This is a genomic window from Acinetobacter sp. YH12226 (assembly GCF_013417805.1).
Lineage (GTDB): Bacteria > Pseudomonadota > Gammaproteobacteria > Pseudomonadales > Moraxellaceae > Acinetobacter.
Genome location: NZ_VPDG01000013.1, coordinates 63,676 through 88,940, shown reverse-complemented (window position 1 = coordinate 88,940; position 25,265 = coordinate 63,676). Strand labels below are relative to the sequence as shown.

Here is a 25,265-nt window from a genome sequence, read left to right as displayed (position 1 = left end):
TATTTTTTTGAAAAAACAGGTATCTTTCTAGTTACAGGGAAGTAGAGTGAATGCTCTATAAAAAGAAAAATAGGCACATCATGCCCATTATAAGAAAAGTTAATAATTATGTTAGAGATCGCGTTGGGCTCGGCATTGATGTATTACGCTGCCAAAGAAGCTCTGGATATCAAAAAACAGCCGAATGGTGCTGTTCACTATACTGAAGTTCTTGATTCAAGAAATGACTCTTTTGTACGTATGCACCGTGAAGCTGTGGAAGTAAAACCGGCACTTCTGGATCAATTTCAGGGCATTGTACGTCAAGCTTATGATTATAGTTGTGGTTCAGCAGCACTGACGACCCTCCTCAATGGTTATGTCGGTACGCAGCTGGATGAGCAGCAAGTCATGAGTGGGCTAATGAAATTCGGTGAAACGGATAAAATTGTTGAACGCCGTAGTTTTTCTCTGCTTGATATGAAGCGCTTCGTTTCAGCCTTAGGATTGGAAAGTGGAGGATATCGAGGAGAGTTCAAAGATTTAGTCAATCAAGATCAGCCTGCCATTGTTCCGATTTCTTATGCGGGATTTAAGCATTTTGTAGTTTATAAAGGTTATAAAAATGGCCGGGTTTATGTTGCAGATCCGGCACTTGGTAATATCAGTTTTGAGGAACGGCGTTTTCAGGATATTTGGGAAAATAACACTTTGTTCCTGATTAATGTACCTGAGCAATATCGCAAAAATTTTCTAGTATTAAAAGAATCAGATATGCGTCATGTAGAAGATGCTACGATTAATCGCTATGCCTTGGTTGACATGCAGTATCCACAATTTTATATGGACAAAATTGCTGATAAAGCTTCTACGATCCGTATGGACCGTAATCGTAATACAGAGTCAGAACAATTTGGGGAATATCAACATAACTTCCTGAGACTGTATTACAAGAATAAATAAAACGAAAAACAGTAATAAAAATTAAAATGGTGAAATGGATATGAACAGTAAATGGATGAACAAGACGTTCTTGGCACTGAGCATTCAAATGGTAATGGGCGTTGCATTTGCTGCAGAAGAACCAGCACTAGGTGAATACGAAACGGTTGATGAAGAAGTTGTTGTTGAAACTGCTGCATCTGTACCGGCTCAAACCGGGCAGGTCGAAACGCAGACTGCAGAAGAATCGGAACTAGGTGGATATGAAGCAGTTGAAGAGGCTGCCGTGGAAACAGCAGCACCTGTAGAGACTCAGGCTGGCCAGGTAGTAGATGCATCTCAAGCTTTACAGCAACAAGAAGGAGATGCTACTCAGGCAGCTAACCTGGAAGAAGTATTTACGTCAAATGAACGCCAATACTCTCTGATAAAACAAGGTGAAATTTCATCATATTACGATATTGATTATACCTATTATCGAGACACTCAACTCGATATTGAAATGGCTCAGGGCCAATTGTATCAACTACGTGTTCAAGAAAATGCAACACATAGTATGACTAATACTTTTACTTTCCAATATGGTGTGAAAGATAACCTGACCTTGACTGCATCTCTACCTTTAGTGGCCAAAACTGACTTGTTAAAAGATACGTCTACTGCAGGTTTGGGCGATATTAGTTTGGGCGCTCGCTGGGAACCCTTTCCACTAAAAGCGGGTCGTCTGCCTCTGATTTTATTTGCAAATTTGTCGACCAAAACGGGTGACAGTCCTTATGAAATTAATGCTGCGACAGATCTGGCAGCAGGAAAGGGCTATTACTCTGCTGGAGTGGGTGCTAGTACACGTAAATACATTGACCCAGTTGTATTGTTTGCATCCGTTTCTGCGAACTATGGTTTTAAAGAATCGGGCCTGAATCAGCGTCGAGGTAGCCGGATTATTGAGGAGTTTGAACCTGGTGTTAGTGGAGGCTTTGCCTTTGGTTTCGCATATTCATTTAACTATGATGTTTCGATGACCATGTCCTATCAGCAAAGCTTTAATACTGGTGCGGAATTTAACTATAACACTGGTGAAAGTTATTCTGCTGCAGATCAGACCAGTTCTACCTTTGCAATTTCCTTAGGGGTGCGAGTTTCTCCAGAAACCATTGTTAATGGTACCGTTGGCTTAGGGCTGACCGAAGATGCACCGGATGTTTCGTTGGGATTATCATTCCCACTTGATATTTTAGGTTTTGGTAAAAAAATCAGTTAATAGGGGTGTCGTATGAAAAACATTCGACTTAGCCCGTTATTAACAGGAATTATTCTTGCGGGCTGTTCAAGTTATACCTTTGCACAATTGGGAACCAACCTTTCAGTTGATTTACGTGCACTATCCATGGGGAATGCCGTCACCGCAGATCCTCCAGGGGTCAATGCCATCCACTTTAACCCGGCTGCACTGACTAAAATTGATGGTCTGCAAACCGAACAGCAAATCATTGTGGCTAATTTTGATATCCAGCGTGAGTTTTCAGTACCGGCCGGATATAACGTATTTGGCTATTCTGATGATCCTATTGTCTGTAATGACGGTCCTGAAGTTTCATCTGATTTGTGTACCGATTTTAAAGGCCCAGTCAAAGGCGATGTGGAATATGTCAGCCTGTATGTTCCTTTTCTGAAAAAAATGGTGGATTTAGGCGAAGGTCTTCCTTTGACTGCACCCACGATGGGGATCGCATACAATCCCCCTGGATCGAAAGCCACTTATGCGACTGCTGTTTATGCTCCTCTCATGGCAGGTTTTGGTCATGAAGATGGGAACCCGGCAAACTTTATGGGACAGCAGGTTGCTTTAGAGCGGATTACCTATCTGTCACCATCCATCGGTTATGAGGTCAATGACCAACTGTCGATTGGTGCTTCTATCGGGATGTCTTATCAAGCCATCGGGATGAAAACGGACTTGCGTTTCCCGAATGAGTTGATTGGGATGTTGCGTATGATCGACGAAGTCGTGTGTACGCCGTTTAAAGAAAATTCCGACATTATTACAGATATTCTTTTGCTCGGGATCTGTAATGCGGATGAGGGGATGAACCCATTTGGCAAGTTTGGTCAAATGCAACTGGAGCTTGAGCAGAACTTAAGCCCAAGTTATAACCTGGGAATATTGTGGGAACCGCGCGAAGACTTTAGTTTTGGTATGGTGTACCAAAGTGCTGCAAAAATGCGCTTAAAAGGTAAATATCATATTGATAATGCCAAAGCTCCTCAGGAAATGATTAAAGGTTTAATGACCTCACCGACCGGCCAGATTCTGGCTGCAATTCTTGGATTTCCTAATTACATACCATCGAGTGAATCTGGTCTGGTGTCGCAGGATTTTGAATATCCGGCGCATTTTCAGGCAGGTATCAAATATAAAGTGATGCCAGATTTGCAAGTGAATTTTGATATTGGCTGGACAGATTACAAGGTCTGGGACGAATTTAAATTCGAATTTGATCGTACCATTTCAGCCCTAAAAATTGCCAAAATTTTGTCTGCCAATGTTACTGACTCAACCTTGGCTTTACCGATGGGATTTGAATCGCCGTGGAACTTTGGTATCGGGATGGAATATTCCGCTACAGACCGTTTGAAGCTTCGGGCAGGTTATGAACCACGGACCAGTGCTATTCCAAAAAATAAGCGTAATACCATGGTACCGATCAATGGTGCACAGTTATTTGGTTTAGGTGTGGGTTACCGTTTTGATGCAGACACTGATCTGGATCTATCAATTGGTTTCTTGCGTAGCAAAGATCAGATTCCAGCAAATACCAGTAGTTTAGCCAACCAGACCGGGGTAAATAACCTGTTATTAAACCCATATGCAGGTTTAAACGTAAAAACAGATACCAAAATTACAATTTTAGGTTTGAATTATCGCACGCGTTGGTAAGGAAGAAATGATCAAGACAGGGAAAGTAGGATTGACAACGGTACTGGTATTAAGTCTGGTCCCCTTGTCTTTTTATACAAGCGCTAAAGAATTTATTACGATTATTGGTCCGGATGGGCGACCATTAGTCGTACCACGTAATAATGCAGAGAAAAAAACTGAGGAAAAATATCGATTGTCGAAAAAAGTAGGAGCTGCAGCAGTTCAGCCTATACCTGTAAGACAAAACATAGAAAAATTGCCCGTCGTAGAAAATAGGCAAGTTAAACCTAAGCATGACCATAATATGGTTGTACAACCAGTACAACCAGTACAACCAGTACAACCAGTACAACCAGTACAACCAGTACAACCAGTACAACCAGTACAACCAGTACAACCAGTACAACCAGTACAACCGCATATTGCGCAAGAAAAGATTCAGTCTAAACCACAATTAATACTTGGATCTCAAACTATTCAAATTCCTGATGCTGGAGTTGGATCTTCTGTTGCTACCATACAAAAGCCGGGATTTAGCCAGGTTGAAGGCATTGAATATGTGGATAGTGAGTATCTGGAAAATAAAGAATTTAATTTGGAAGGCAAAAAACGTTTCTATAGCATGCCCGAAGGAGTCGTGGATAAAAATATCGGAACTACCCAGATCCAGACAATTGAACGTGAAAAAGGGGTGGGACAATCCGTATTAAAATCCTTGTTTCAAACGCCAGAAGTAGATTCCGGTCCTGTGGTACTGGCTCAAAGTTATTATCGTATTTCACAGTCGGAGACCATTGATAGCTTGGGCAAGCAGTGTTTTAATGATAAGAAAATTAAAAAAGCGAAAGAAATCAGCCTTAAAAAAGCAGTTAACCTGTGGCCTCGCGTACCTCTTAAAGCAGACGAATTTGATTTTGAAGTGGTAAAGCTTCAATCCGATATCCAGAATATTCAGATCAACTCTTATGCTTCTAGCCAGAAAAATCCAACGTATTATTGGCCTTTTGTTGTGTTTTTAGACAGTCGTGGCTGTGTGCTTGAAGGAGCGGGCGGTTTTAAAAATCAGGAAGGTCAGGCGAATATTATTCAACATGAGCGTATCGAAGGTGTTCTCCAGATTCCTGCTCAAAGTGAATATATATTATTGACGCCTTTGGCCTCTGCGATAGATATTGAAGACAAGATGCTGACAAATCATGGACAACTAAAATTAGTCGCCATTCGATAAGGACTATTCGAGTACAAAAAATATGAAAAATAAAATATTATTTCCATTTGCTTTAACCACACTTTTAACGGCACTGAGCGGGTGTGGTGGGGAAAGTGCCAATGTCATTCCAGAAAAAAACGATGAAGCCACGACTAATGGTACTTGTACCCCAGGTACAACTAACTGTGTGGAATGGGGGCTGGAATATCCGCTCGATGGTTTGAACTTTAACTGTAGTAGCGATACAGAAAATACCTTTATTACGTTATTTGATAGTAAAAATGGGGTTGCTTCTGGAACCTGTCAAAAGACGGATAATATTGAGTTTTATATTCAAAGTTTTGCTTCGCGCAAGATTAATTTAGGTCAAATTAAACTCAGCGACTATGCCAGTTTTAGTGCCCAGACCCAGCTGCCGCGTTTAAGCGTAATCGATATTGCAACTGGGATTACTCGACGTCCGGTAGGTGATTTGGTGCCTAATGATCCTACCGTTCAGGTGGCCATGCGTCTGGTTAAAATTCTGCAAGCTTTGGCGCTAGAAGAAGGGCGTATTATTAATCCATCTGATGTACAACCTTTGTATATTACTGAAGAGATGCGTAAAGACCTGGCGAAAACCAGTGAGAATATCAATCTGATGGATGCCGATTTGGCGACCAAAATTAAAGATTTTGTTGATATCAGCATAATTTCGGATGAGGTGGCTTTTGCCACCGTTAAAAAACTGGTGACGATTGCTAACGCAGCCGTGTATCAGCCAGAATTTTCATTATTCTCAACTTCAGACGTAATTGGTAGTAACCTGACGGGTTCAGATGGACTGGTGGGCTGTAATCAAAGTCCTTGTGATATTAAGAATAAGAATAATAAATATTTATTTGGCCATTTTATGCTGATTACCGATCGCCAGGGCTATACCTTTGGCAGCGGCTTACAATGGCGTGATAATGAGTTAATTCTGGCTAAAGAAAATTTATCTTCCTTAGGGGGGATTAATGCTCAACTCATCCGTAAGGTGAAACCGGTACAAATGACCGCTGATCCACAAAGTTCATGGATTCATCCAACCAGTAAAACCATTAACACGCCTTACCGCTTGAATGTTGCAAATAATGCGACTCCGCTTGAGTTGTATCAAGGCAGATTATTGAATGATTATGTGATCGCGGGTAAAGAAGCTTTCTATAAGGTGGTGACTGACAAAAAATCGCTGGATACTTCCGATCAAGCCAACTTGGGGTTGTGGCGTTTGCAGGCCGATGGTGAAAACTATACGGGAAGCGTTGATCTATATAAGATTTTCCCGATTAGTTATCTGGATCGTCAGGTTTTTAAAACAGCGCAGAACGTCGCAGATGGGGAGAAATATATCTTCCCAATGTATGCCAATCTGGAATTTAAATTTACAGATACCACTGTTAATCCAATTACTTTGGGAATCGTAATTGACAGTAATGGTGATGTACGCACCAATATGCAATCTTCCAGCAATTTCGCGACTGATCCGGTGAATGGCTGTAAGGGTGATGTGTTGGCAGATACGCTCTTAGATCATCAAAGCATACAACAATATCGCCTCGGGACTTTGGGCCGTGCATTTGTGGCTGATAAAGCGGTTTCCATGCGTCTGATTCTGGCCAATGAAAAGTTTGGTAATATTAATGGCGCATTGGTAGGGGTAGATTCACGCATCCAGTCTTCACCGGATTCTAGGGATTCGATTGTGATCGGTGGTGCGCTGCTCAATTTGTCTAATGTGTTGGATACTAATGTCGGCCAGAATGGGCGTGTAACTTTCCTGAATTCGGCAGGGGATGGGGTACAATGGGCCAATACCTATGCGAGTTTTCAAAAAGTTTATAATAATAACAATGAGGGTGAAACACCGGCAGATATTAGCCTAGCAAAATTAAACGGTGGTTCGGTTGAGTTTAAGCTTGCGGATTGCTATCAAGTCAAAGCCAAATAATATTCTTTAAAAATAAAAAAATCCCATCTTAGTATGGGATTTTTTTATGCCTATTAGATTTAACCGGTATGGTCTAGACGCGTGCCTAAGGTTTCCAGATGCATTGGAAAAATATTATTTTTACGGTCTTCAAAATAATGTCTGAGGGTATGTTCTACACTCGGGAAGGCTAGTTCAGTCCAGGGGATATCTGCTTCATCAAATAAACGCGTTTCGATGGTTTCTTCACCCGCACCAAATTTTCCATCAATCAGATTGGCTTTAAACAACACATAAATTTGACCAATACGCGGAATGTTATACATACAGTAAAGCTGTTCAATGTCTACTTCAGCTTCGGCTTCTTCGCGGGTTTCCCGGGCAGCCCCTTGCTCCATGGTTTCAAACAGTTCCATATAGCCGGCAGGTAAAGTCCATAAGCCATAGCGTGGTTCAATGGCACGACGGCACAACAGTACTTTGTTTTCGAATAAGACTAAAGCGCCACAAATTACTTTCGGATTAATGTAATGAATAGAGCCGCATGAATCACATACGCTGCGAATTTGCTGATCGCCCAAAGGAATTTTAGCAGTGGTTTTATGTCCACAATTCACACAGAAGTTCATATTCATCATCAATGATAAAAGTATGCTCAGGATAACTGAAAAAGCAAAATTTGGCATCATTTCTCTCCCGCCCCGACTAAAATCAGCTATGATGAAATTATGATCATCGTCAGGGTTGAAAGAATGGATGCATGTGAATTGACACAAAGGTTGCAGCAACGCTTACGTTTTTCCAAGCGTATCCGATCTGCGCATGCTGCCGTGTTGATTGCAATTACAGATGAAGCTGATCCGAAAGTATTGCTGACGCGCCGTTCAGCTTATTTGAATAATCATGCCGGAGAAGTCTCATTTCCGGGTGGCAAGCGCGATCCGCAAGATACCAGTAATATTGTGGTGGCTTTAAGGGAAGCCTATGAGGAAACGGCATTGAACCCCTTTGATGTGCATTTGATGGGTGATTTACCCATGCAAAAAGCCCGCAATGGCATGCTGGTCAAACCGATTGTGGGACTGATTCCTCCGCAAGTGAAGCTGATTCCACAACCGACGGAAATCGACCGGATTTTCTTTGCCTCATTGCAGCATTTGCTTGAAGTGACACCTACGCCTTATGAAGTTCGCTTTGCCCAGCAATCTTTATATTTTCCGAGTATGCGGGTAGAAAATGAAGTGGTCTGGGGCTTGACCGCACGTATGCTGATTTCTTTATTTCAATATGGGCTGGATTATAAAAAAGACTGGCCATTCTTGCTTAATTCTCCAACGTTTAAACGCTCCAAATTTTTTTAACCATTGAACAGGATTTTATCAATGTTGTACAAATTTCAGGGACACTTACCTACCGCTACACATCAGCCCTGGGATGGCTGGGTGGCACCAACGGCAACAGTGATTGGACAAGTTGAGCTTGGACGACAAGTCAGTGTCTGGTTTGGGGCTGTAGTACGTGCAGATAACAGTAAAATTAAATTGGGTGACTTTAGTAATGTGCAGGAAAATGCCGTGCTGCATACGGATGCCGGCATCGAGATGAATATTGGCAATTATGTGACAATTGGGCATCAGGCTATGTTGCATGGCTGTACCATTGGAGATAACAGCCTGATCGGAATTCAGGCCGTCATTCTGAACCATGCCGTGATTGGCAAGAATTGTATTATTGGTGCCAATGCCTTGATTCCGGAAGGTAAGGTGATACCCGATAATTCCGTGGTGATGGGCTCACCCGGTAAAGTGGTGAAAATGCTGGATGATGACAGTATTCAAAAATTAACAATGAGTGCCATGCATTATGCCGAGCATTTTCAGAAATTTCAGGATTTGGAAGAAGTGCAACTCTAAGGCACTGTTCTATTAATTGAAGCATAAGCCTAGATTTTCTAGGCATTTTTGTATCTGTTTCGGGAAAATCTCGCGTAGCGGATATGAGTGGAGTATCATATCCGCGTTTTTTATATTCTCTGAATTAAGGTTGTGCATGAAAGTGCTGGCATTGGAGACTGCCAATGAGCAGTGTTCCGTTTCTGTAATCGATGATACTCAAGAACTATTTTTTCAGCTTGATGCGCGCGCCAAGGCACAAACGCAAACGATTCTCCCAATGATTGAACAAGGTCTGCAAGATCTTGGGCTGGCCATTGCTGATTTGACCGCGATTGCCTTTAGTCGTGGTCCGGGTTCTTTTAGCGGTGTGCGTATTAATGCTGCCGTGACTCAGGCCTTGGCTTGGTCCAATGATGTGCCGGTGATTCCGGTGTCAACTTTGCAGGCTTTGGCACAAGCAGCCTACCGTTTGCATGGTCTGACTGAAGTGTCTGCGGTATTGGATGCCCGCATGAGCGAAGTCTATATCGCGAGCTATCAACTGGATGCACAAGGAATTATGCAACCGGTCGATGATGAGCAACTGTTAAGTTATGCAGAAGGTAGCCAAGCTGTGCGCTTTACCCCGGTTGGCTCAGGTGCTGAACTGGTACAAAGCGAAACTTCAATTTATAAAGATGTGCATGCGACCGCACAGGATATTGCCAGCATTGCACGTGCAGCGGCAAAAGCAGAAAATTGGGTGAGTGCAGAATTGGCATTACCCGTATATTTACGCGATAACGCGTGGAAAAAAATTCCAGAACAAGGCAAAGCATAATTAATTAGGATAAAGCATGGATCTTTTACTGCTACTCAAAGCGGCCATCATGGGTATTATCGAAGGCATTACCGAGTTTTTGCCTATTTCTAGTACCGGCCATTTGATTTTAGCATCAGAATTAATGAATTTCTGGACCAAGGAAAAGAGTGATGTATTCGTCATCGCGATCCAGATGGGGGCAATTGCTGCCGTTATTTATGAATATTGGGCACGTCTTTGGGGTGCAGCGACCGGGATTGTCAGCGGTGAACCGCAAGGTCGCCGTTTAGGCATTGGCCTGATTCTGGCTTCTATTCCGATTATATTGATTGGTCTGACGCTGGGACAAACCGTCAAACAATTACTGTTTAATGATATTGCGATTGCCATTGGTTTAATTGTCGGTGGTCTGATCATTATCTGGATTGAAAAGAATCCACCACAAGTCCGTGTCCATGAAGTTGAAGAACTCAGCATTAGAGATGCGATCTGGATTGGCCTAATTCAGGTTCTATCCTTGATACCGGGTACTTCCCGTTCAGGCGCAACTATTATCGGTGCGATGTTCCTCGGTGTGTCCCGTAAGGCAGCGACTGAATTTTCATTTTTCTTGGGTATTCCGGTCATTATCGGCGCTGGCCTGCTGGACCTTTATCAAAGCTATGATGTCTTAAATACGACTGAAGACTGGACCGTGATCGGAGTTGGGCTTCTGGTTTCCTTTATCTCGGCATTGATATTAATCCGTGCGCTGGTCGCTTATGTGGCTAAACGCGACTTTATGATCTTTGCCTGGTATCGTATTGCTTCGGGTCTGCTGATTTTATTATTTGCCTATACAGGTTGGAAATTATGGTAAGCGCGATTCGCTTATATGCCGAATCTGACTATCAAGAGAAAGCACAGCACTTTGAGGCTGTGCTTTCTTCTCGTGGGGTACAGGTTGAGATTGAAACTGTTGAAAAACTCAATGCACGTTTTTTCCGTTTAAATCCTGAACTGGCCCTCTGTGTCGATGCTGACGGACTCTGGTTATGTGCCAACGGCATGAAGATGCAACCGGACTGGCAAGCAGAAACTGGACGTTTAAAACGTGCATCTTTAAAGTCAGAAATGATTGCACGTGCCTGTAATTTAAGTGAAAAACCAAGCTTGGTTGATGCGACTGCAGGTCTAGGACATGACAGTCTGTTGATGGCACATTTAGGCGCGCAAGTGACTCTGGTTGAACGGCATCCGGTTCTATTCACCTTGCTGGAAGATAGCCATATACGTGCCCAGTCGGATGCATTCCTGAGTCAGGTCGTATCCCGGATTCATTTGGTCTTTTCTGATTCAGCCGATTATCTGCAGCAACAGGCCCAGCAGCATAAAGTTGTCGATGTAGTTTATCTTGATCCAATGTTTCCACAGCGGGATCAAAACCAGCAGGCAGTCAAAAAGCAGGCGCAGGTCAAAAAACAGATGCAGCTGTTGCATATGTTATTGCCTGAAGATGGTGAAATGGATCTGGGCGATAATCTTCTGGAACTGGCACAGAAAATTGGCAAACGTGTCGTGGTCAAACGTCCGCGTCTGGCGGTATTTCTGGCCGGAAAAGAGCCAAATCATCAATGGCAAGGCGATGCTTGTCGCTTTGATGCGTATTTTCAGCATGAACTTGTAGCTGAATAGGATAATGGCTTCTTTATTAAGCAAAGATTTGTTATATATTTAAAATTAGCATTGATTAAATGCTTATCAAGCATAAACTTATTCAGCACATTAGCGAGCCACTCATCTCCTTGAAATCCTATGATCGACTTTAAACCCTCCATTAATTTTTGGCACGATTTTAAGAGCAACCAAATTGCCGGGATGTGGTTATTTCTGGGGTCGAGGCGTTCTTTACAACTGGTCCGTCCATCCATCATGCAACTGGTGTTCTGGGGGATCTTAGGGGGCTGCGCCAACAGTTTGTTTAGCTGGCTCAGTTCAGGCCGTATGGGAGATTTTAACTCTCAAGGCCTGATCAGTTATGCGCTTTGGCCTTTCATTGCCCTGATTGTCGGTATTTTTCTTTCGCAACGGGTCAATAATCCACGCTTGATGCTGGTGCCAGCCTTGTTATGGTTGGTGTTAGATACCCATATCATGCTGTTCCAGTGTCTGATTCAGTATCTGGGTGATCTGGATTATCTGCCTTATATCCTTTACGACTATATTCCAACGCTCTTTGTCATGCTGTTTGTCTGGCAAAGTCTGGCAGTGGTCTGGGTGATTTCACATGAATTAAAATGGCCGTGGTGGGAACGTGCGCTGATTATGCTGGCGACTTTGTTTACGCTAGTAGTTTGGCAGATTTCAGTCAAAGATCAGCCGATCTGGAAAGTCGAAGAAATTCCACCGAGTTTTGCCGAAGATGCTTTCTATGCCCAGCCAACTTTGCTGAATAAAGCGCTGGAAAATATCGAGTATGGTGAATTTGCACAGTCACACTGGTATTTCATGGGGGTAGCCGGAGCGAGCTATCAGGATGTATTCCATTCTGAAGTTGAGCGGATTAAAGAGCAGTTTGATACCCGTTTTGGTACTTTTGGCCGATCGATTGCCTTGGTCAATCACCCAGCGACACGTACCACTATGCCGATTGCTTCCAAAACCAGTATGGAGCTGACATTGCGCCGTATGGGGCAGCAGATGAACCGTGAAAGTGACGTATTATTTTTATATATGACCTCTCACGGTTTGCCGAATGTATTTGAAATGGAAAATGCCCCACTGGATCTGGCGCAGGTTGATCCAAAATGGTTGCGTGAAACACTAGATGCATCAGGCATACGTTGGCGCGTGATCGTAATCTCGGCCTGTTTTTCAGGCAGTTTTGCTTCTGCTTTACAGAATGACAATACCTTGGTGATTACGGCTTCGGCAGCTGATCGGCAGTCTTTTGGCTGTTCGAATGAAGCGGATTATACCTATTTTGGTCGTGCGTTCTTTGATGAAGCCATGCGTGAAAATAGCAGCTTGCAAAGCGCTTTCGCACAGGCCACAGATACCGTAGCAAAATGGGAATCAGCTCAAGGTTTTGAGCCATCAGAACCGCAATGGGTGATTGGTAAGAATATGGAATTGATGTTGCCGCAACTGGAGCAACGTTTATTTCCACAGACCACTACGGCGACATCATCTCCCTAGATCAATGTCATCCACAGACCGGTTGCAATAATAAGGAATAGCCATGAAACTTATACAGAACAATAGAAGCTTTGAAGGTGAACAGCGCATTTATCGTTTTGATTCGCGCTATCTTAAATCCCCGACCAAGTTTGGCATTTTTCTGCCGCCTCAAGCTTTAGAGGGCCACAGCTGTCCTGCATTATTCTATCTGGCAGGTTTGACCTGTACTGAAGAAACCTTTGCCATCAAGGCACATGCACAGCGTCTGGCGGCACAGCTTGGCTTGATCCTGATTACACCAGATACTTCGCCGCGTGGCGAAGGTGTGGCAGAAGGCGACAACTGGGATATCGGTCAGGGTGCGGGTTTTTATATCAATGCTACCCAGGCACCATGGGCTGAACACTATCAGATGGAAAGCTTTATTGTCGATGAGCTTTACGCACTGGTCACTGAGGAATTCGTGATCCATCCCGGCAAGATCGGCATCTTTGGCCACTCTATGGGCGGTCATGGCGCATTGACTCTGGCATTTAAATATCCAGAAAAATTCAAATCTGTTTCAGCCTTTGCACCGATTTGTGCCCCGAGCCAGTGTCCTTGGGGCGACAAAGCATTCTCGAATTATCTGGGTACTGAGAAAGAGGAATGGCTCGAACATGATGCAACCGCTTTGGTTCAGGAAAAGGGCGCCTTATTTAGCGATATCCTGATTGATCAGGGTTTTTCGGATCAGTTCTATAGTCAGCTTAATCCAGCCTTGTTTCAGCAAGCTTGTGATGCCGTCAACCAGCCGCTAACTTTGCGTGAACATCAGGGCTATGATCATGGTTATTACTTTATTCAAAGTTTCGTAGATGATCATTTGCAATTCCATGCCGTGCAGTTAAATCCTTAAAGTAGGACTGCAGATATGTAGCAAAGCCAAAAAGATTAAAAAACCTCCAAAATGTTTTTACATTCTGGGGGTTTTTCTTTTAATATCAGATGTATAAAAGTATAAAAAATTGGGGTCGTCATGCAGCAGACAGCAGACGGTATTCGTGTCAGTGAGTCATTATTTCCAGCTGCTTCAAGTTTTTCGACTGAAGCCACGCCTTCTGTCAGACCGAAATATCAGCGATATGGATTCAGATTTCATGGCAGTGCATCCGAATATTTTGGTATCTGGATGGTGAATCTGATGCTGACCATAGTGACATTGACCTTGTACAGCCCTTGGGCCAAGGCACGCCGTATGCGTTATTTCTACGGCAATACCCAATTTTTAAACCATCGCTTCGACTTTGTGGCCATGCCCAGCCGGATCTTGCTGGGTCGTCTGTTTGCACTGGAACTGTATCTGGTTACCGTCGTACTGACCAACTACTCAATCCTTGCTACCAGCTCTTTATTGATGGTCGCTGCGCTGTGTTTGCCCTGGCTCATTCGGATGACCCTGAAATTCAAGGCCCGAAATAGCAAATATGGCAATGTGCGCTTTTATTTTAATGGCAGCAACCGCGAGGCTTATAGGGTCTTATTTCTAGCCATCCTGCTCAATATCTTTACTTTGCTGCTGTTTAGTCCGGTGATGATCTGGCTCTATAAACGATATTGCTTTAATCATTTATCGATTGGTCAGTTGCAATTCAAGCTGAATATTAACTGGTCCAAGTTTATGTCTGCCGTTTATCTGCCCTTGGGTGTTTGCCTGCTGGTTGGTATTGGCTGGCTTGCAGCAGTGGTGTACTGGGTAGACCGGATTGGAACCAATTTGTTTAGTCTGGGTTTACTGCTTAGCTATCTGCTTTGTCTGGCGCTGGTCTGGCCGGTCATTTCTGCACGTTTATACCTCATTACCTGGAATCATGTGGAGCTTGGTCAAAGTTACTTTAAAACACGGGTAACTACCTGGCGTTATAGCTGGATTGTGCTGAGCAACTGGATAGTGCGTGTTCTTAGTCTGGGCTTAATGACGCCTTGGGCTGCCATCCGTTTATATGAATATCAGTTAAAACACTTAGAACTATATGTGGCTGAAGATGAAACCAATCTTGAGCATATCTTGCAACCTGACCCGAGTGCTTTGGCCGATGAAATCCTGAACGTATTTGATTTCGATGCGTCGCTATAGGAGTAAATGTGATGAAACGACCTATCGAAGTTAAGTTTTATGATGGAATTCTCGCTGAAGGCCGTTGTGCCTGGATTGTACCGGATCAGCAACAAGGGATTGTCTTGAAACTTGATGAGGATGTTCCAGTACAAGTTAGCGCTGCAGATTTTTATTTTTCTTATCCGGACATGGCCTACATTGGTGGTGTCGGTGGTCGTAAACCGATTATTGAGCTGCCTGAAGAGCGTCGGATTGAGTTTTTAAGCAAAGCGCCACATTGGCTCGGGATTAAACATAAAGATATTTATCATGCAATCTGGAAGTTTGAACGTTCACCGATCCTGATTTTCTTTTCCATGATCATCGAGATTAGTGCAGTGATTGTGATTTTAAAATGGGGGATTCCTTATAGTGCCAAACAGCTGGCAAAATTCCTTCCGGAGCAGACTCTGGTTGAAGTAGGCAACCGGACAGAGCAGCAGTTAATTGCCCAGACCCAACCAAGTACACTACCGGAAGAACAGCAGATGCGATTAAAAACTTTGTATGAACAAAAGATTGCTGTAGGAAAACCTGCAAAAATTATTTTCCGTCAAGGTGGATCAAGCATGGGCATGAATGCCGCAGCCATCCCGAATAACACCATTATTGTGACTGATGAACTGGTGAAAATCAGCGGCACTGATGAGGAAGTCCTCGCAGTACTGGCCCACGAACAAGGCCATCTGGTACAGAAGCACAGCATGCAAAAAGTGATTTCTAATCTGGGTGTGGCGGGACTGTTTGCCTTTGTAACTGGAGATTTAAGTGATGTGGTCACCGCATATGTAGTGGTCCTGACCGATGCCGGATATTCGCAGGCGATTGAACTGGATGCCGATGACTATGCCATGCAGCATTGGCATCAACAGCAGATTTCCAGTATTCATTTGTCTAACTTTTTGTAGCGGGTGGAAAATGCCAGAATACTGGCAGAGGAGTCTCAAACCTTAAAAATGAAAAATTTCACCCTCAATATCGATGGAAAAGACCGACACCTGACAGAAACCGAACTGAAATGGATTCGCCTGATCGGGAAGTTTAAAAAATATCTGGAATCTCACCCCGAACTGGATAAAAGAATTGAGCGTATTCATGCCTTTAATGAACAGGCGAATCATCGTATTTAGTTTCTGATCATTGCTATGCCCTGATCACTAAGGCTTTTTAATACCTATCTTTGCCAGTTAGCAGTCAGATTTTCCTGTCCCATACGGATCAGATGATCCAGTACTACATTTTCAAGTTTATTCAGGTCAGTGGATTCATCATTACTTTGAATCGTTACGGTTAGATGATCCTGTTCAGGAGCCAATATCACTTCAGCATTTGGAAAATGAATCAGGAAATTTTGTTCGGTTTCATCAATATTAAATTTATGTTTCCAGTGATTGGCCAGGCGTTTGGCAATTCGTGCTGCTTGTTGCGTCTGGATATGGGCAATACTTTTCATCAGTTTTCTACACTATTCATCATTATCCTGCATTTTAAACCAAGCGGTGATGCCGGCATAAGCCTCAAAGCGTTACACAGCGTTTTAATCTTGCAACATCGAATCACAGTAGCCGGAGCGGATTTGATATAATGGGAAAAATCCAATTTCAACAAGCCAGGTTCTCCCATGTCCAAGCCTTATTTAATTGCCCCTTCTATTTTATCTGCTGACTTTGCCCGTTTAGGTGAAGAAGTCGAGAACGTGTTGGAAGCAGGTGCAGACGTTGTCCATTTTGATGTCATGGATAACCATTATGTGCCGAACCTGACTTTTGGTGCGGGTGTTTGCAAGGCCTTGAAAAATTATGGGATTAAGGCGCCCATTGATGTACATTTGATGGTTAAGCCGGTAGATCGCATGATCGGAGATTTCCTTGAAGCGGGTGCTGATATCATTACTTTCCATCCGGAAGCGTCTGATCATATTGACCGTTCTTTACAGTTGATCAAATCAGGTGGCGCCAAAGCGGGTCTAGTGTTTAACCCAGCAACGCCACTGCATTATCTGGATTATGTACTGGATAAAGTCGATCAAATTCTGCTCATGAGTGTGAACCCGGGCTTTGGTGGACAGAAATTTATTCCAATGACTTTGGATAAATTGCGTCAGGCACGCAAACTGATCGATGCTTCAGGTCGTGATATTCGTCTGGAAGTTGATGGCGGTGTTACGCCAAGCAATATTCGTGAAATTGCCGAAGCGGGTGCCGATATGTTTGTGGCGGGTTCAGCTATTTTTGGCAAGCCGGATTATAAAGCTGTGATTGATGAAATGCGTGCGGAATTAGCGAGAGTGGGACAGGTTCAATTGTAATCGTTAAAAACTCATAAGTGCATAAATATGTGGATAACTTTATGGATAAGTGTGTAGATATCTATGTTGATGACCATATGGATATGTTGCATAAAATGTAATCGTTTGTAGCCTGATTGATTGCGATTTAGACAAAATTTGTATAAAAAGAACTCAAATTGGGTTCTTTTTTATCGCCTATAACTCTTGTCTTTGGTGGTTGTTTATTCACCATGGGTTGATAATGGAACCAGGCAAAAAGTGATCAATGTGTCGTATATTTGTGTTTCATTATGTAATTTCTCCAGACAAAGTTTAAATTTAATTGATGTGTATAACTTAATATTCTGAGTCCATTCTCATGTAATTGTTGTGAATGAATTGCCCGATTATTAGAACTATTTCTGACTTGGCATTTTCAAAATCTACCATAACCAGAGTAGCCATGAATGTCGTGAAGATTTGAGTAAGACAAAGTTAAGTTGTATCTCGATAAGTGATGTTTTGTAAAAATAGCCAGATTGCTGAAACGCGGTTTTATCAAATTTTTACACCTAGGAGGAACGACCTCCCTTGTGAATTGCATATCGGAATTTACAGGAAAAATCGTCAGGACGGCCTGATTCTTATATAAAAGGAGGAGGGCTGCATGGCCTGGATTGTACTTATTCTTGCGGGTATTTTTGAAATCGTTTGGGCATATTCAATGAAGCTGTCTGAAGGTTTTACCAGACTCACCCCAAGTATTATTACCATTGTCTTCATGGTACTGAGTTTTGCTTTACTGGCTTATGCGATGCGTACTTTGCCGCTAGGTACAGCCTATACGATCTGGACCGGGATTGGTGCAGTGGGTTCATTTCTCATCGGTATTTGGGTTCTGGGTGAACCTGCTACAGCATTGCGTATGCTGGCTGCCGTACTCATCATTTCCGGTCTGGTACTGATGAAAGTATCCTCTTCATAATTTGTTTCTGCCTGTCTCGGTGAACTGGGTTAATATAGAAAATGAACTCAGTGATTGGGACAGGGCGCCATCATGAACTTAAGTTATCTCTATATGGATTCTCCCGTAGGTCAGCTACAACTGGTCGCGAATGAAACCGCGCTGGTGGCTGTGCTTTGGGACTGTGAACAGCCGAATCGGGTGAAACTGGCGACCTTGGTTGAAGATCCGCAGCATCCGGTTTTGATTGAAACCAGACGTCAGCTCCAGGAATATTTTGCCGGTCAGCGCAATGTTTTTGACCTGCCTTTGGACTTTGCCGGTACTGATTTTCAGAAAAAAGTCTGGCAGGCGCTACTGAATATTCCCTACGGACAAACGCGAAGCTATCGCGACATTGCTGAACAGGTAGGTAATATCAAGGCTGTACGCGCCGTGGGTGCAGCCAATGGCAAAAACCCGATTTCGATTATTGCACCCTGTCATCGGGTGATTGGTCGCAGTGGCAAGCTGGTAGGATTTGCCGGTGGTTTGGATAAAAAAGAAATCCTGTTAAATATTGAGCGGACGCATTCATAAATCTCTTTTATAAATAAAAAAATGATCGTTCTATTCATTTTAAAATGAATATTAAAAGTTCCTTCTCCCTCTGGGATAAGAAGCACTGCTTAGCAAGGAGATGAGGGGGGTAAAAACCTCTCCCTCGCCCTCTCCTACAAGGAGAGGGTATTTCCTTTGTAGTGATTATAAAAAATGATTTATGAAAGAACTTTAATATCTAAAAATTTAAAACAAATGAAAAATTAGAATATGGATGTTCTGCTAGTAGAAATTAATCTATTCATACTTTGTGATTGGATTTATTTCGAAGTGGTATTCAAAACAGCCTAAGCAGTCATAAGCTTTTACGAGCCCATAAAAAAGCCTTTGAATGATTCAAAGGCTTTTTAGTTTTAAATATTTGAAGCTTTCAGTTTTTCGGTAATCTCGGCCAGAACTTTAATCCGTTTTACTTCATCCCATAATGCTTTGGCTTCAGGATAATGTTTCGACATCATGCCCAGCCATTGCTTGTAACGGCCGACCATCCCGATCTCAGTTTTGGCTGGGCCGTTGATAAAACGAATTTGCAGTTGCAGTAGTTCATTCCAGTTCATCAAAGGTGCATCCGAGTTTTGACGGATACATTGGGTCAGGTCGGGTGTAGTCACTGCACCACGGCCAATCATCAGATCTTCGCAACCGGATTCCAGACGGCACTGTTTGGCATCGGCATTGTTCCAGATTTCACCATTGGCGATCACATTGATCTTAAGTGTCTCACGAATCGGTTGTAGCTGGTCCCAGAATGCGGGCGGAGTATAGCCATCGGCTTTGGTGCGTGCATGAACGGTAACCCATGCTGCTCCTGCATCTTCAATGGCATGGGCATTTTCCAGCATGAAATTACGGTCCATATAACCCAGACGCATTTTGGCGGAAACCGGAATATGCGCAGGCACTGCATCACGCACGGCTTTAACCAGCTCATGCACGACTTCGGGTTCATCGAGCAGGACTGAACCACCACGATGACGGTTCACGGTTTTGGCCGGACATCCAAAATTCATGTCAATTGCCGGTGCGCCCATGGCTGCCACTTTGGCGGCATTCGCTGCTAGCATCTCCGGATTATTTCCTAAGAATTGGACATGTACCGGTGTACCTGCCGCCGTCTTGCCATCATTCAACAGTTCCGGGCAGTAAGTATGATAAATATGATCGGGCAGAAGGGAATCGGTGACACGGATAAACTCGGTCACACACCAGTCAAAGCTACCTACGGATGTCAGCACATCACGCATAATCGGATCGGTTAAGCCTTCCATGGGAGCAAGCACAAGTTTCAACGGTGCACACCTGTAAATTTAAAACGGTGTTATACGTTTTTTTAGGCAGCCTGTCTAGGCTGGATCGGAATTGAATGATGAGTACCTAAAAATTGAACTTTTTGGGCTGATATAAAAAGGCCTTTAATGTGGATTAAAGGCCTTTAAAAGTGAAAATTAAGAAGGTTTAGCAATATCCAGCCATTTTAGTCCGCCAGTTTTTCGACTTTCATACTCTCACGATAATACTGACAGCCCTTGTACAACAGGAAGCAACCAATCAATCCGGCAATCGCATTGACGATCGAGATTGAGTTACCAACCATTAAGGTATTCTGGAAATATTTATCCGTGATTAACGCCACTGCGGTGGTTCCGACGCCTAAGGCAATCAGGTTTGAAACCAGCAGGAATTTGGCAGATACCTGTGCGCGTAGCTGATTCGGTGTCAGCATTTGCGTAGCAGCAGCCGATGCAGGAATCGGGAAAGTGGAGAAGAACATCGCCACAAAAATCAGCGCAAATGAAAGCTGCATATTATCGACTTGAGTAAACAGCACACTCGGAATAATCAGCGCTGCACAGCCAATCGCACCGGTACGAATTGCAGCATCGCTATAGCCACGTTTCGAGAAGAAGTCGATCAACCAGCCACAGAACAAGGCACCTGAAGTATTCGCGACTAGAATAATCGTACCGAGGATATAACCGGTTTGACTCGCATCCAGACCGAAATTACGCATGTAATAGGCAGGTGCCCAGCCTAGCAGCGAATACAGCATCATGGTGTAAAAAGAAAAGCCAATAAAATGACAGAAGAAGGTCTTTTTATGTGTCTTGATAAAACCAATCGAATTTTTGAAAGAGGCTTTAATGACTTGGCCATCTTGACCGACTTTCATACCCTTACGTGCAGGTTCACGCACCGTCAGCACCATGAGCAGGGCCAGCAATACGCCCGGTAGACCCACAATCATAAAGGTAAGTTGCCAGGTTTTCACTTCACCAATGAGCGGTAAAGCCACGAAGCTGACATCTTTTAGCAGGCCAATCACATAGCCGCCAATCAGGAAAGCTAGGCCCGAACCAATAAAGGCACCAATCGCATATACACCGAGTGCACGGCCTAATTTATCTTTCGGAAACAAATCGGCAACGATTGAATAAAAGGCAGGGGAAAGCGCAGCTTCACCGGCACCCACACTCAAACGTGCAATAAACATTTGAATAAAGTTTTTACTGAGACCACAAGCCGCTGTGGCAAGACTCCAAAACGCAATCCCGGTTGCAATGATTTTAATCCGGGACTTTCGATCCGCCAATGCTGCGATGGGCAGACCCATAATGGCATAAAACAAGGAGAAGGCCAGACCTTGCAATAGACTAAACTGGGTATCGCTTAGCATTAAATCGGCTTTAATCGGTTCAATCATGAGCGATAAAATTTGACGGTCTACAAATGACAGAATGTAAGCCACCATACAAATGACCACCACATACCATTGATAGGTGCTGCTTTCCGGTGGCGGTTCAATCTGTTCAGACAGCGGCACGGCCGTTTCTGTCGGTATAGGCTCAAAATTTTGATCTGTTGGTTGAATCGTCCTTTCAACCATTTCTAGGTTCAGCGATTTATCATTCATCATGCAACATCCTGTGCTGATCGTTTGAGATGTTTATTTGATACTTTTAATTTGCTTGTTATTTTTATGTTGTATCGCATTTAATTAATCTAGAGGCTAAATAGATAGACGTCAATCTGTTTTTAAAAATAGATACAAATAATTTTTAAAGATAAAAAAAAGGAATCATAATGATTCCTTTTTTTGGTATGAATTTTTAGCCACGTTCAACCAGCGTTAAAATATCGTAGGTTGCAACCAGTTCATTGCGCTGGTTTTTCACTTTAATATCCCAGACCACGACACCATGTGGTTTCTGTGCCGGATCGCGCAGTGCTTTTGGAGTTTTCTGCTTACAGGTCAGTTCTACCTGAATGGTATCGCCAATTTTTACCGGTTCTACAAAGCGCAAGTTGTCCATGCCATAGTTGGCAATGACCGGGCCTGGAGCAGCATCAACGAATAAACCTGCAGCTGCGGATACTACGAAATAGCCATGTGCGACACGCTCACCAAACAGTGATTCTGCCGCAGCAATTTTGTCCATATGCGCATAGAAGTGATCACCGCTCAGGCAGCCGAAATTCACTAGATCGGCTTCAGTCACGCTACGTCGTGCAGTCAGCAAGCGCTCGCCGATACGCAATTCATCAAATGACTTTTTGAAAGGATGCACACGGTCTTCAAAGACCTGAGCGCCTGCCGTCCAGCTATGGCCGACCTGGGTCATGGCATTTGGCGAGCCTTGAATCGCAGTACGTTGCATATAATGTTTGACTGCGCGCAAGCCGCCGAGTTCCTCACCTCCACCGGCACGACCCGGTCCACCATGCACCAGTAAAGGCAATGGAGAGCCATGTCCGGTACTTTCTTTGGCACTTTCAGCATCCAGAATATGGACACGACCATGCCATGGCGCAATTTTGCTGAGCAGTTGTTCAATATTTTCATCGGTATTGCGTACGATGGAGGCCACCAGGCTACCTTCGCCACGTGCCACCAGGTCAGCAAGCTGAGCCAGGTCAGTATATGGCATTAAAGTGACCACAGGCCCAAAAGCTTCAATTTTATGAATATTTTCTGCCTGAGCCGGTGCTTTACATAGCAAAACTGTCGGTGGATAGCATGCAGATGTCTCCGTATTTTGTACTTGAATCTTAAAGTCCTGACGCAAGTGGCTACCGAATACGATCTCTGCATCCTGGCTGAGCTGTTCAACTTTTGCAGCGACATCATATTTCTGTTTGACGCTAGCCAAAGCACCCATCATCACGCCTTCCTGAGCCGGATCGCCCACGACCACTTTTTTTAGTTTTGCAATCAGACGGTCTTGTACTGTATCCAATAGCTCGGCTGGCACAAAAGCACGACGAATGGCAGTACATTTCTGTCCAGCTTTAGTGGTCATTTCACGGAAAACTTCACGAACAAATAAATCAATCGTTTCATCATTGGCTTGCGCCGTCAAAATTGCACTGTTGACTGAGTCTGCTTCCATGGTGAACGGAATCGAGTAAGCATTTAAGTGTGGATGCGAACGCAGTTTTTGTCCTGTTGAAGCAGAACCGGTAAAAGTGACCGTATCTTGAGGATTTAAATGATCGAATAAATCATAGATCTGTCCGCAAATGAGCTGTAGCGAGCCTTCTGGCAAGAAACCACTTTCATGAATGGCTTTGACCACGGCATGGGTCAGCTCGGCACCTTCGGTCGCCGGTTTGACAATACAGGGTACGCCCGCCAGTAGCGTCGGTGCGATTTTCTCCAGCATGCCCCAGATCGGAAAGTTAAAGGCATTGATATGCACAGCGACACCGGCTTTAGGCGTCAGAATATGTTTCGCGCCAAAGCTACCTTGCTTAGAAAGAGGAATCCAAGCATCTTCGACCCATGCTGTTTCATCACTCAGTTCGCGACGCACCAAACTCGAATAGGCATATAAGGTGCCAATCCCGCCTTCAATATCAATCCAGGCATCTTTACGAGTACAGCCGGTTGCCTTGGCAAGTTCATAAAAGTCTTCTTTACGTTCCATCAAATACTGAGCCACTTGCTTCAGTGCATTGGTACGTTGATGAAACGTCCATGTGGCAATAGTCGCGCCTTTTTGTTTGGCATACTTCACCACGGCTTGGGTATCGATGCCCTGACTGCCAACCTGATAAACTGCTTCACCGCTAATGGCATGATAAACCGTACGTAAATCGGCTTGCGCTGTGTATTCCTGGCCGCACACCAGTGAAGCTAAGCTTTTGATGGCAATAGGATTATGGGTTGAGTCAGTATCTTGATAATCCGTTGTGCTTGAGCTGCTGTCTAACTCTAACATTGTAAAAACTCCATTTATGATACGTTTTGAGATGTATTTTAATTTTGATGTTTCATAATTTGTGTTTAAAAATTGAAAATGTCAATCATAAATCTGTGTTTAAAAATGAGTAACAATAAAATAAAAAATATTAAATGATATAAAACAAATATTTATTGAAAATAAGGAGTAAAAATTAAATGATACCAATAAATAGATATTGATTTTAATTAAGTATCGTTTTAATTTGAGTGTATCAACACTTGGGATAAGTGAGGGAACAATGAATAACCAACAACAAATCTTCGATCAAAAGATTGAAAGGGATATTTCCATCGAGCCGAAGGACTGGATGCCGGATGCTTATCGTAAGACCTTGATTCGTCAGATCGGTCAGCACGCACACTCTGAAGTAGTAGGCATGTTGCCGGAGGGCAACTGGATTACTCGTGCACCGACCTTAAAACGTAAAGCCGTACTGATGGCAAAAGTCCAGGACGAAGCCGGTCATGCGTTGTATCTGTACAGTGCTGCTGAAACCCTTGGTGCTGATCGTGACGACATGATGGATAAACTGATTGCCGGTCGCATGAAATATTCATCCATTTTTAACTATCCAACCCTGAGCTGGGCCGATGTCGCCGCGATTGGCTGGCTGGTGGATGGTGCAGCAATTGTCAATCAGGTAGCACTTTGCCGTACGTCTTATGGTCCTTATGCACGTGCCATGGTGCGTGTCTGTAAGGAAGAAAGTTTCCATCAGCGTCAGGGCTTTGAAGCCATGATGGAATTGGCCAATGGTACGCCGGAACAAAAGCAGATGGCACAGGATGCCGTGAACCGTTTCTGGTGGCCGGCACTGATGATGTTTGGTCCAAGTGATGATAATTCACCGAACAGTGCACAAAGTATGCAGTGGAAAATTAAATTATTCAGCAACGATGAGCTACGTCAGAAATTTGTCGATAACACCGTATCGCAAGTCTTGCAGCTGGGTTTAACCGTTCCAGATCCAGACCTCAAATTCAATGAAGCCACCGGACATTACGAATTTGGTGAAATCAATTGGGATGAGTTCTTTGCGATTCTTGCAGGCAAGGGACCGTGTAACCATGAGCGTATTGAAGCACGCCGCAAAGCTTGGGAAGGCGGCAAGTGGGTACGTGATTCAGCAGCCGTCTATGCTCAAAAACAGCAGCAACAGTCAGCAGCACAAAAAGTCGCTTAAAAAATAGTTTG

24 protein-coding genes are annotated in these 25,265 nt (G+C 43.6%); 19 read left to right on the top strand and 5 right to left on the bottom strand.

Annotated elements, in window-relative coordinates; translation table 11 throughout:
• Nucleotides 1–108 precede the first annotated feature (108 nt).
• From FTV08_RS12375 to FTV08_RS12355, 5 genes are read left to right on the top strand one after another with little or no spacing between them, the layout of a single operon-like run.
• Nucleotides 109–942 (top strand): C39 family peptidase, encoded by an 834-nt coding sequence (locus FTV08_RS12375; RefSeq protein WP_005247186.1) that lies wholly within the window; start codon nt 109–111, stop codon nt 940–942.
• 34 nt (nt 943–976) lie between these two features.
• Entirely contained in the window at nt 977–2,182 is a 1,206-nt protein-coding gene (locus tag FTV08_RS12370) for a hypothetical protein (protein ID WP_039901948.1), read from the top strand.
• Between the two features lie 12 nt (nt 2,183–2,194).
• Nucleotides 2,195–3,859 carry an OmpP1/FadL family transporter gene (locus FTV08_RS12365; RefSeq protein ID WP_004279160.1) on the top strand — a complete coding sequence of 555 codons (1,665 nt, stop codon included), beginning with the start codon at nt 2,195–2,197 and terminating at the stop codon, nt 3,857–3,859.
• Between the two features lie 7 nt (nt 3,860–3,866).
• Complete coding sequence (gene filE / locus FTV08_RS12360) at nt 3,867–5,069, top strand: putative pilus assembly protein FilE (protein WP_180087431.1); 1,203 nt, start codon at nt 3,867–3,869, stop codon at nt 5,067–5,069.
• 22 nt (nt 5,070–5,091) lie between these two features.
• Nucleotides 5,092–7,023, top strand: coding sequence for a hypothetical protein (locus FTV08_RS12355; RefSeq protein ID WP_180087430.1), 1,932 nt, complete (start codon nt 5,092–5,094; stop codon nt 7,021–7,023).
• A gap of 59 nt (nt 7,024–7,082) precedes the next feature.
• On the opposite strand, the gene FTV08_RS12350 is transcribed toward FTV08_RS12355, so the two are convergent.
• Entirely contained in the window at nt 7,083–7,631 is a 549-nt protein-coding gene (locus FTV08_RS12350; protein ID WP_161785319.1) for an NUDIX hydrolase, read from the bottom strand.
• A 123-nt stretch (nt 7,632–7,754) separates the two neighbouring features.
• On the opposite strand from FTV08_RS12350, the gene FTV08_RS12345 reads away from it, so the two are divergent.
• The 10 genes from FTV08_RS12345 (at nt 7,755) to FTV08_RS16270 (ending at nt 16,125) form a co-directional block, all read left to right on the top strand.
• Entirely contained in the window at nt 7,755–8,363 is a 609-nt protein-coding gene (locus FTV08_RS12345; protein WP_004279164.1) for a CoA pyrophosphatase, read from the top strand.
• Between the two features lie 24 nt (nt 8,364–8,387).
• Nucleotides 8,388–8,915 (top strand): gamma carbonic anhydrase family protein, encoded by a 528-nt coding sequence (locus FTV08_RS12340; RefSeq protein ID WP_171054296.1) that lies wholly within the window; start codon nt 8,388–8,390, stop codon nt 8,913–8,915.
• A gap of 136 nt (nt 8,916–9,051) precedes the next feature.
• Entirely contained in the window at nt 9,052–9,717 is a 666-nt protein-coding gene (gene tsaB / locus FTV08_RS12335) for a tRNA (adenosine(37)-N6)-threonylcarbamoyltransferase complex dimerization subunit type 1 TsaB (protein WP_004279166.1), read from the top strand.
• Between the two features lie 16 nt (nt 9,718–9,733).
• The gene (locus FTV08_RS12330) at nt 9,734–10,558 is read left to right on the top strand and encodes an undecaprenyl-diphosphate phosphatase (protein WP_004279167.1); all 825 of its coding nucleotides are present in this window, start codon (nt 9,734–9,736) and stop codon (nt 10,556–10,558) included.
• On the top strand, nt 10,552–11,373 hold the full coding sequence (locus tag FTV08_RS12325) for a class I SAM-dependent methyltransferase (RefSeq protein WP_004279168.1): 822 nt from the start codon (nt 10,552–10,554) through the stop codon (nt 11,371–11,373). The genes FTV08_RS12330 and FTV08_RS12325 overlap by 7 nt, the downstream gene beginning before the upstream one ends.
• A 120-nt stretch (nt 11,374–11,493) precedes the next feature.
• Nucleotides 11,494–12,876 (top strand): C13 family peptidase, encoded by a 1,383-nt coding sequence (locus FTV08_RS12320; protein WP_004279169.1) that lies wholly within the window; start codon nt 11,494–11,496, stop codon nt 12,874–12,876.
• A 43-nt stretch (nt 12,877–12,919) separates the two neighbouring features.
• Nucleotides 12,920–13,756: an S-formylglutathione hydrolase gene (fghA, locus tag FTV08_RS12315; protein ID WP_004279170.1), complete on the top strand. Its 837-nt coding sequence runs from the start codon at nt 12,920–12,922 to the stop codon at nt 13,754–13,756.
• Between the two features lie 120 nt (nt 13,757–13,876).
• The gene (locus FTV08_RS12310) at nt 13,877–14,974 is read left to right on the top strand and encodes a YjgN family protein (protein WP_004279171.1); all 1,098 of its coding nucleotides are present in this window, start codon (nt 13,877–13,879) and stop codon (nt 14,972–14,974) included.
• Between the two features lie 11 nt (nt 14,975–14,985).
• A complete protein-coding gene (locus FTV08_RS12305) occupies nt 14,986–15,903 on the top strand; it encodes a M48 family metallopeptidase (protein ID WP_077067972.1) in 918 nt (305 codons plus the stop codon).
• A 48-nt stretch (nt 15,904–15,951) separates the two neighbouring features.
• On the top strand, nt 15,952–16,125 hold the full coding sequence (locus FTV08_RS16270) for a hypothetical protein (protein ID WP_247143851.1): 174 nt from the start codon (nt 15,952–15,954) through the stop codon (nt 16,123–16,125).
• Nucleotides 16,126–16,169: 44 nt separating this feature from the next.
• Here FTV08_RS16270 and FTV08_RS12300 read toward each other — a convergent pair whose 3' ends face one another.
• The gene (locus FTV08_RS12300) at nt 16,170–16,448 is read right to left on the bottom strand and encodes a DUF2218 domain-containing protein (RefSeq protein ID WP_005104887.1); all 279 of its coding nucleotides are present in this window, start codon (nt 16,446–16,448) and stop codon (nt 16,170–16,172) included.
• A gap of 168 nt (nt 16,449–16,616) precedes the next feature.
• On the opposite strand from FTV08_RS12300, the gene rpe reads away from it, so the two are divergent.
• From rpe to FTV08_RS12285, 3 genes are all read left to right on the top strand, one after another.
• Entirely contained in the window at nt 16,617–17,303 is a 687-nt protein-coding gene (rpe, locus tag FTV08_RS12295) for a ribulose-phosphate 3-epimerase (protein WP_004279174.1), read from the top strand.
• 628 nt (nt 17,304–17,931) lie between these two features.
• On the top strand, nt 17,932–18,249 hold the full coding sequence (gene sugE, locus FTV08_RS12290) for a quaternary ammonium compound efflux SMR transporter SugE (RefSeq protein WP_004279177.1): 318 nt from the start codon (nt 17,932–17,934) through the stop codon (nt 18,247–18,249).
• Between the two features lie 72 nt (nt 18,250–18,321).
• Entirely contained in the window at nt 18,322–18,807 is a 486-nt protein-coding gene (locus tag FTV08_RS12285) for a methylated-DNA--[protein]-cysteine S-methyltransferase (protein WP_004279178.1), read from the top strand.
• A gap of 374 nt (nt 18,808–19,181) precedes the next feature.
• Here FTV08_RS12285 and FTV08_RS12280 read toward each other — a convergent pair whose 3' ends face one another.
• From FTV08_RS12280 to paaZ, 3 genes are all read right to left on the bottom strand, one after another.
• Nucleotides 19,182–20,117, bottom strand: a complete 936-nt coding sequence (locus tag FTV08_RS12280) for a tRNA-dihydrouridine synthase (protein WP_005251039.1) — start codon at nt 20,115–20,117, stop codon at nt 19,182–19,184.
• 185 nt (nt 20,118–20,302) lie between these two features.
• Nucleotides 20,303–21,742 carry an MFS transporter gene (locus tag FTV08_RS12275; RefSeq protein WP_005251040.1) on the bottom strand — a complete coding sequence of 480 codons (1,440 nt, stop codon included), beginning with the start codon at nt 21,740–21,742 and terminating at the stop codon, nt 20,303–20,305.
• A gap of 193 nt (nt 21,743–21,935) precedes the next feature.
• Nucleotides 21,936–24,047, bottom strand: coding sequence for a phenylacetic acid degradation bifunctional protein PaaZ (paaZ, locus tag FTV08_RS12270; protein ID WP_180087429.1), 2,112 nt, complete (start codon nt 24,045–24,047; stop codon nt 21,936–21,938).
• Nucleotides 24,048–24,309: 262 nt separating this feature from the next.
• On the opposite strand from paaZ, the gene paaA reads away from it, so the two are divergent.
• Entirely contained in the window at nt 24,310–25,254 is a 945-nt protein-coding gene (paaA, locus tag FTV08_RS12265; protein ID WP_180087428.1) for a 1,2-phenylacetyl-CoA epoxidase subunit PaaA, read from the top strand.
• Nucleotides 25,255–25,265 lie beyond the last annotated feature (11 nt).